Source organism: Dactylosporangium sp. NPDC051484, from assembly GCF_040689395.1.
Lineage (GTDB): Bacteria > Actinomycetota > Actinomycetes > Mycobacteriales > Micromonosporaceae > Dactylosporangium.
Genome location: NZ_JBFAZX010000074.1, coordinates 1 through 7391 on the forward strand (window position 1 = coordinate 1; position 7391 = coordinate 7391).

The following is a 7391-nucleotide window of genomic DNA, read 5'->3' on the forward strand; positions in this document are numbered from 1 at the left end:
CAGCCCTCGCACACTCGGCGACATCGTCGCCGCAGCTCTGCATCTCACACACTTCGAATACCGGTACCTACCGCAATCTCGTTGAGATCACGTCACTTCACGCAGTTTGCCCGGAATTCGATCCGGGAACCGGTCAACCTCTGCTGGAAGGTCCCCACTCCCCACCAACCGGATGGTCTAGATATTAGGTACAACTCGGACCACCGACACAAACCCCACGGGCCGTATGGCGGACCGTCCGCACCCTGCCCGGGCATGACGGAGTTCGTCATTGGACACGGCGCCGGACGGTTTCGACGGTCAAATCTGGGCCCTGAACTGGAAAGACGCGGTTCCTTTCTGCCAACTTCGGTCCACCGAGTTCGAGCCCTGTCCGGTCCCGGGTTCGAGCCGCTGCTACTGCCCGCGTGGCGGCAGCGGCCAGCAACCGTCGACCCGTTTCACGATGCTGCTGCACCTGCCCCGAATGGAAGGCTACGGTGTCGAGTCGCGCGTGAAGAACGGCCCCGCACTGGCCGGACACGGCGCTGCAGCCGTCCGCGACGCGATCGCCGCCACCATCACCACCCTGCCCGAACAGCACACCAGCCCGTCTGGGTCGAAGCCCTTGAGCAGCACAACCCGGCTGGACGGCATGCCCGCAGCGTCGGCGGTGGCCAGCAGGACCGAGTACGGCTCGCCGAGGAGGTAGCGATGAGCACGGTCACAGAGTCCGTTGACGTCCATGTCCCGGTACACACCGCGTACAACCAGTGGACGCAGTTCGAGTCGTTCCCGCAGTTCATGACCGGCGTCGAGTCGATCAGGCAGGTCGACGACCGAAACACACACTGGGTAACCAAGATCGGCGGCGTCCGCCGCGAGTTCGATGCCGAGATCACCGAACAGCAACCTAACCAACGGATCGCGTGGTCGAGCGTCGATGGCGACACCAGACATGCCGGCGTGGTCAGCTTCCAGCCACTCGGAGAGCAGGACACCCGCGTCACCGTCCAGTTGCACTGGCAGCCAGAAGGCATCGCCGAGAAGGCCGGCAGCGCCGTCGGCGTCGACGAGCTCCAGGTGAAAGCGGACACCCGGCGCTTCAAAGAATTCATCGAGAAACGCGGCAACGCCACCGGCGCGTGGCGTGGCGACATCCCGCGCCGAGACAGGTAGATCGCCTTGCCCGAGGTCGCCGTACACCACGCTCGACCAGCAACTTTTCAGCGTCCCGATACGGCACCGGAATCCGGCGGACGCCGCGACGTCAGAAGAGACAGCCACCGGATCAGGACGGGTCGATGACTTCACTGCTCAAGTCCGCCTCGATCTTGCCAACGCTCAATGCAACGGCGAGTCAACGCCCCCTTGCGAAGCGTGCGGGGGTTTCCGGCCGACCTCGCCGGGGCGTCGGACCGGCCGCCCATCAGGTCAATGCCTGCGGCCCAGTGCCTCGCGCTTGACGAAGCCGATCACGCTGGTGGCCACGAATAGGATGACGCCGATCACCAGCAGCCAGAAAAGGCCCTTCACCGCGACACCTACGATGATGAAGGCCAGCCAGACCAGCAGCAACAGCACCAAGAGAGCAATCATTTTCTTCACTCCATAGTCAGACGAGCGTCCGTTACAGGCGCTTCTGGTGTTGTCGAAGGGCACGCACCGGGGCACGCCGCGCACGACAGGGCTGGCGACCCTGTCGGTGGGGCAGACGGACCCCCTGTACCTTTCCTATTCGCCGAATGCGCTCTTTGCGGCGTCCTTCAGCTTCTCGCCGGCCTGCTTGATGTCGCCCGTGGCCCGGTCGACTCGGCCCTCGGCTTCCAAGCGCTCGTTGCCAACAGCCTGACCGGCCGTCTCCTTGATCTTGCCCTTCAGTTCCTCTGCCTTGTTGCGCAGGCTGTCCGCGCCGCTCATGTGACCGCCCTCCTCCAACGCCCCGAGCCATCATGCGGGGTCAGATGGCAAGTGCCCACGTAGCGCATTGACCAAACGTGGGGATCCATGTGTACGGCAAAGCTGGTTGATCTTCGGTCTGGATGCCCCGAGCGATGCGGCCTCCGCGCTCGGGGTCAACTGCCCGCAGGCTTCGCGGTGTTCAACCCGCCGGCCCGCGGCGGCTTCGTCGCACACAGCGCCGGGCACGTGCTGCTGCGCATGGTCACGCCGCTGCTGGTGCTGCGCGGCGCCGCTGACGCTCGCCCGCGGCGCCATGCAGCTCCCTCGTGCGCTCGGCCAACTCAGGGACGCAGCCGTCGACGTGCTGCGGTTCGCTCGAAGCCGGGCCATGCCGTACGAGGCGCGGCTGGAGTCGCGGACCATTATCCCCGACTACGACAGCCTCTCCGTCGAGCAGATCCGGGACTGGCTGACGCGACTCTCCCAGGGGGACTTGGCCACGGTCGATGCCTATGAGCGCGCGACCCACAACCACACCCCGATCGTGGAGACCATCCGCAATCTGCAAGGCAGAGAGCCTTGGCCGGGATACGACACGATGACCGTTATGGAGATCCGTTCCCGCTTGCGGGACGCGGACGACGGCCAGGTCCGCGCGGTGCTCGACTACGAGCGAGGTCACAAGGACAGGTCCTCGATCCTCAACGCTTCTGAGATCCAGGCTGCGGCCGCCGCCTGAAACGCCCGGTACGGCACGGATCATGCACTACCAGATGGTGAGGTCCCCCACCCCGCCTTGCTGGAGGGCCGGCAGCCGGCACCGATCAGGACGACCCGGCCGGATCGGCGCGCGCAGCAGGGGCCTCTGCGGTGCTGCTGCGGTGGGCGGGTTTGGCGACCTCGCCGGGGCCGATCGTCACCTGCTCCCCTGGTTTCGAGCCTGCCAAGCCGGCAGCGGCTGTCGCGCTTCGTGATGTCGCCCGACCGTCGGTGGGGTCGTCGGTGTGGGCGCTGAGGCGCGGTGAACTGGCGGGTGTTTGCTGGTCAAGGCCGGTTCGTTACCGCTGGTTATGTCGGCGGGTGCGCCGACCTGTTCGGTGACGACACCGGCGCGACCGGCGCACCCGTCCAAGCGTAGAAACTGCCTGAACGTGGCCGACCAGCAGTGGACATCGGCGGCGACGGCACGATCCGCTCGATGGGCAAGTGGACGTCGAGGGCTACGGCACCGCCAACTTCACCAAGGTTTACCCTGTGGGACTGCCGCGGCGGCGCTAACCAGCAGTGGCCGGTCCAGTCCAACGGGTCGATCCGCAACCCCCGTCTCCGGCCGCTGCATCGACGACAACGCCAGCCACACCACCAACGCATCCAACTGTAGCTCTACGACTGCAACAACCAATGGCTCCAGCCTGGCACGCACCCACCAGCGACGCCACCAACTGGATCAGCTGTACCGGTTCCTGGACGTTCGGCACCGGATGCGGCACCCAGTGCCTCCGCGGCGACGACACCTACACCAGCACCCCGGGTAACGCCGCCACCATCACGTTCACCAGCCGACAGATCGTGCTGCTGTCGTTCAAGGACGTCGGCAACGGCATCGCCGCGACGTCCATCGACGGCGGCCCGGAACCACCGCCGACTGCTACGGCCCGGTCCGCGACGGACTGCGCGTGCAGTACGTCAGCCCGGTTCTCACCCCGGCACGCACACCCTGCGGATCCGCAACACCGGCAGCCACAACCTGACTTCGAACACCACCTACATCGGCGTTGACTGGGCCGAGGTCTACCAGTGAGAAGGCGGAGATTGTCGGGGTCCACAGTCAGCCGCCCGTCCACTGCCATCGTGGCATCGGTGATGAAGGACGCGTCCGGGGATGCCAGGAACGCCACCGGCCGCGGCGATCTCGTCGGGTTCGGCGAGGCACCGCAAGCTTGGCCAGGGTCCCAGGCTGCAGTCTGCGTTGGCTGCTCACCGTCCTGTTCTCCACCGGTCAACTCGCCGACATCACCGTGGCAGGAGACCACTCCGCCGGGCGCACCACCCTCACCTCCACGGCGCTGGGCGACGCACTGTCCGGCGAGATCGAAAGCTACCGGGGCTCGAAGGCGACCCGACCAAACCAGAGCTGGCCGTCACCGTCAACACTCAACAAAACGCCGACCTGGCCGCGCTGCGCCGGCACATCGCAACCAACGCGCTCGCCCACGCGCGCCACGCCCTCGGCATCCCCTACCGCCCATCCGGCTCGACATCACCGTCACGAGGCAGCGCTCCGCCCGGGTCACCTGAGCGGATTCCCCGTGGGCATCTGAGTGCAACCTACGGTGGAACACTCGTCCTGCCGAGTGCCAGCAACGAAGCCTGGCGTCATCGCCATCGGCCACGAACAGGCGTTGAGTGCTCCACGGGATCCATCGTTTCCCACGGCTGCGGCACTGGTCCTGTACGTAACGATCACCGGGTACTGCGTACCCGCACGGGTGGCGGTTCGGGCCGATCGCGGTGATGATGTCGGTATGGACGCCGAAACGTCGTCGCACTCGTCGGCAGCCATGGCAACACGTGGACGGTCGACGCTCCTGATTGGCGCGTCGCGGGATATCGTAGTGTGCCGTCGAGTACGGGACGGCGAGGTCTGGATCAGCGTGGCGGGCGTGCTCGACTATGCCACCCGTGACATGCTTGCGGTTGCCGTCCGCGACTCGCTGGCCGAACGTCCGGGCCGCCTGGTAGTGGATCTCGACCAGGTCCGGCTGCTGGACGCCAGCGCGATCGGAACGCTGCTACGGATGCACGACCTGGCCGGCAGATGTCATGCCGGTCTGCGGTTGGCCAATCCGCATGGAATCGTGCGTGAGGCGCTGAAGGCCACCGGGTCGTTACCGGTCCTGGTCGGCTCGCCCGCCGAAGCCAACCGGTATAACTAACCCACGTCACGGACCGCTCACCCTTCGGTGCCGGTGGACGCTGTACCGACCGGCATCAACGTGGGCGATCCCGCTGCCTGTCAAAGCCCTCATCCAAGCCACCCGACGCTGGCACATCGAGCGCACCAATGCCTGGCACGACGCCTTCAACCGGCTCCAACGCTGCTACGAACGCAAGGAAGACGTCATCAACGCCTACTTCGACCTCGCCGACGCGATCATCACCGTACGCAGCCTTATCCGCCAGGCATGGACCCTCTACCGCTGGGACACCCGTCCCACCCGCCGACCATGAACGTCCACCTATTTGTGCGACCTCTTAGCCACCCATGTCCCGCTGAGTGCGACCACAAGCACGACAGTGGCAAGCATCCAGGCGAGCCAGGAAGGACCGTCAGGGCGCACCACGGTCCATGCAACGATCAAGGACCCGATCACCACGACCGCTAGGGCTACCAGATAACCGACGCCGGCAGCGCTGGCCGGAATAGGCAGACGAGTTCCCGAGGCTTTCGCCGCGATACGGCTAATCACTCCCACAAATAGGGCTGCAGCGACGAGAGAGATGCCCGCGATCTGTTGCGGCAGAAGAGCGGCTGCCACGACTGCAGCGCCTGCGATTAATCCGGTTATCGCGTAGTACCACCACGGAACGACAATCTGGCGGTCAGCCCCATTCGACCGGGCGACCGGTTCCTGTTCTTCGGCTGAGGCCGGTCCCATAGCCACAAGTCAACACGCGGCCCCGTGCTGCGTCAAGCTTTTCCCGAATTGAGGGTGTAGTGGTGGATGAGTCCGGTTGCTGGGTCGGGTCGAGGTCTTCTACGTGGAGATTCCTACCCCTTACGCCCGAAATACCCCGATGTGCCGGATCACCTGGCGGCTCAACGCGGACGGCGGATGCCCCGTTGCCCTGCGGCGACTGAGGATCGGTACAGAGCGGCGACCGTCAGGGCAAGCCCTCGCTCTGCGCGTGATCCCGGGCGCCACAGCGGCTACAGGGAGGGCGATCGACCTGCCCACGTCGGTGGCGACCGCCGATGCTGTATGGATGCGTGTGTGCGACTGCATTCACCGAGGGTTGAAGACGTGGTTACGTCGAGGTCGGCCACGGCATGACCGAGCCCGCCACCCACGACAGCGGCTGCCAAGCAGCCGACCGGCTCGAGTGCTTCATACCGCGGTCGGCGCCGATGGGTTCGTCAACCACGTGCGCCGGTCGACAGGCGGCGATTATCGTCATCGCCATCATGGACGTGCCAGATCGATTCGCGGCGTACGAGGCGGCCAGGCTTCACCAGCGATCTGGGACTTCGCACTAAGAACACTTTCCACCGAGGTGCTGCCGTGTGCCCGGGCAGCCGGACCCTGTATCGGCCGGTCCTTGTATCGACGTCTCTGGTGCCGATACGGTGGAGATCGTCGACTACCAGCCGGCATGGGCGTGTGCGGCGAATGAGGTCGCCGGGCGATTCGGAGTTCGGCTGGATAACGGGATCGCGGCAGGGTAGCCGTAATGGTCGGGCAAACAGCTACTCCCAGTCGGTGCGGCGAATCCTGGTCAACTGCTGCCTTACCTGGAGCCGACGCTGGGAGCGGCAGGTTAGGAGACTGCAGTGACCAAGGTACTCATCACGGGATGCGGCACTGGCTTTGGACATGAGGTGGCGATGCGGCTGGCGAAGAAAGGCTTCGACGTCATCGCCTCCGTGGAAATCTGGGCTCAGGTGCAGACCTTGAAGCAGCAAGCCGCGCAGCGCGGAGTGAAGTTGCAGGTGGAGAAGCTCGATGTCACTGACGACGGGGATCGCCGGAAGGCTTTGACCTGGGACGTCGAAGTACTGGTGAACAACGCCGGCGTCGGCGAGGGCGGCTCGACGCTCGACATCCCGGCCGTCAACATCCGCCGGGAATTCGAGGTGAACGTCATCGGGCCACTGCTGTTGACCCAGGGCATCGCCAAGCAGATGGTCAAGCGCGGAAAGGGACGTATCGTGTGGGTCTCCTCGCGAGAAGGACTCAACGTCAATCCCTTCACCGGCATCTACTCGGCGTCCAAGCACGCGGTAGAGGCCATCGCCGAGACCATGGCCCAGGAGTTGCAGGAGTTCGGCGTCGAGGTCGCCACCGTCAACCCCGGACCGTTCCTGACCGGCTTCAACGACCGAATGTTCCAGACCTGGCAAAGTTGGGAAGACGACCCGTCCGAGCGACTCTTCGACTACTCGAAACTCGCCTTTCCTCGCGCTCAATTCGATCCCGAGCCCGTGTACGCCACGATGACGGCCGTCGCCGCCGGCGACGTAGACACCTATCGCAACCTGGAACCCAAGTCGATGATCGACGAGACCAAGAGCCTTCAGCAGGTGCCGTGGGATCGAAAGACGAAGGACGGCCTGGGAACCCGACCCAGGCAACTGCAAGCCTCCTACGACATGGAGCCCGAAACCCCGATCACTGTGTAGTGAAACACGCACCCAGCTTGTTGTTTAACCTTCGCGCTGCTTGCGAGCTTTGAGGGTCTTGTCTCGTTTGGTGGTCTTGCCGACGTCGTGGTGGGTGGCGCGTAGGCGG

The 7391-nt window shown here is 65.1% G+C and carries 6 protein-coding genes and 3 pseudogenes; 6 read left to right on the forward strand and 3 right to left on the reverse strand.

The genetic code is table 11. From position 1 onward, the window contains the following. Positions 1 to 412 precede the first annotated feature (412 nt). Positions 413 to 580 (forward strand): annotated as a pseudogene (locus tag AB0367_RS38470) (IS30 family transposase); the annotation flags it as partial. A 2-nt stretch (positions 581 to 582) separates the two neighbouring features. Here the strand turns inward: AB0367_RS38470 and AB0367_RS38475 are convergent. Next, positions 583 to 684 (reverse strand): annotated as a pseudogene (locus tag AB0367_RS38475) (pyridoxamine 5'-phosphate oxidase); the annotation flags it as partial. 9 nt (positions 685 to 693) lie between these two features. On the opposite strand from AB0367_RS38475, the gene AB0367_RS38480 reads away from it, so the two are divergent. Beyond that, the gene (locus tag AB0367_RS38480; RefSeq protein ID WP_366231462.1) at positions 694 to 1158 is read left to right on the forward strand and encodes an SRPBCC family protein; all 465 of its coding nucleotides are present in this window, start codon (positions 694 to 696) and stop codon (positions 1156 to 1158) included. A 255-nt stretch (positions 1159 to 1413) separates the two neighbouring features. On the opposite strand, the gene AB0367_RS38485 is transcribed toward AB0367_RS38480, so the two are convergent. Beyond that, on the reverse strand, positions 1414 to 1566 hold the full coding sequence (locus AB0367_RS38485; protein ID WP_366231463.1) for a hypothetical protein: 153 nt from the start codon (positions 1564 to 1566) through the stop codon (positions 1414 to 1416). A gap of 147 nt (positions 1567 to 1713) precedes the next feature. Then, positions 1714 to 1899, reverse strand: a complete 186-nt coding sequence (locus tag AB0367_RS38490) for a CsbD family protein (protein WP_366231464.1) — start codon at positions 1897 to 1899, stop codon at positions 1714 to 1716. A gap of 106 nt (positions 1900 to 2005) precedes the next feature. Between AB0367_RS38490 and AB0367_RS38495 the strand changes: the two genes are divergently transcribed. The 4 genes and pseudogenes from AB0367_RS38495 (at position 2006) to AB0367_RS38510 (ending at position 7282) form a co-directional block, all read left to right on the forward strand. Next, on the forward strand, positions 2006 to 2620 hold the full coding sequence (locus tag AB0367_RS38495; protein WP_366231465.1) for a hypothetical protein: 615 nt from the start codon (positions 2006 to 2008) through the stop codon (positions 2618 to 2620). A gap of 1786 nt (positions 2621 to 4406) precedes the next feature. Beyond that, the gene (locus AB0367_RS38500; RefSeq protein WP_366231466.1) at positions 4407 to 4817 is read left to right on the forward strand and encodes an STAS domain-containing protein; all 411 of its coding nucleotides are present in this window, start codon (positions 4407 to 4409) and stop codon (positions 4815 to 4817) included. 82 nt (positions 4818 to 4899) lie between these two features. Then, positions 4900 to 5112 (forward strand): annotated as a pseudogene (locus tag AB0367_RS38505) (IS5/IS1182 family transposase); the annotation flags it as partial. Between the two features lie 1321 nt (positions 5113 to 6433). Further along, positions 6434 to 7282 carry an SDR family oxidoreductase gene (locus AB0367_RS38510; RefSeq protein WP_366231467.1) on the forward strand — a complete coding sequence of 283 codons (849 nt, stop codon included), beginning with the start codon at positions 6434 to 6436 and terminating at the stop codon, positions 7280 to 7282. The last annotated feature ends 109 nt before the right edge of the window (positions 7283 to 7391 follow it).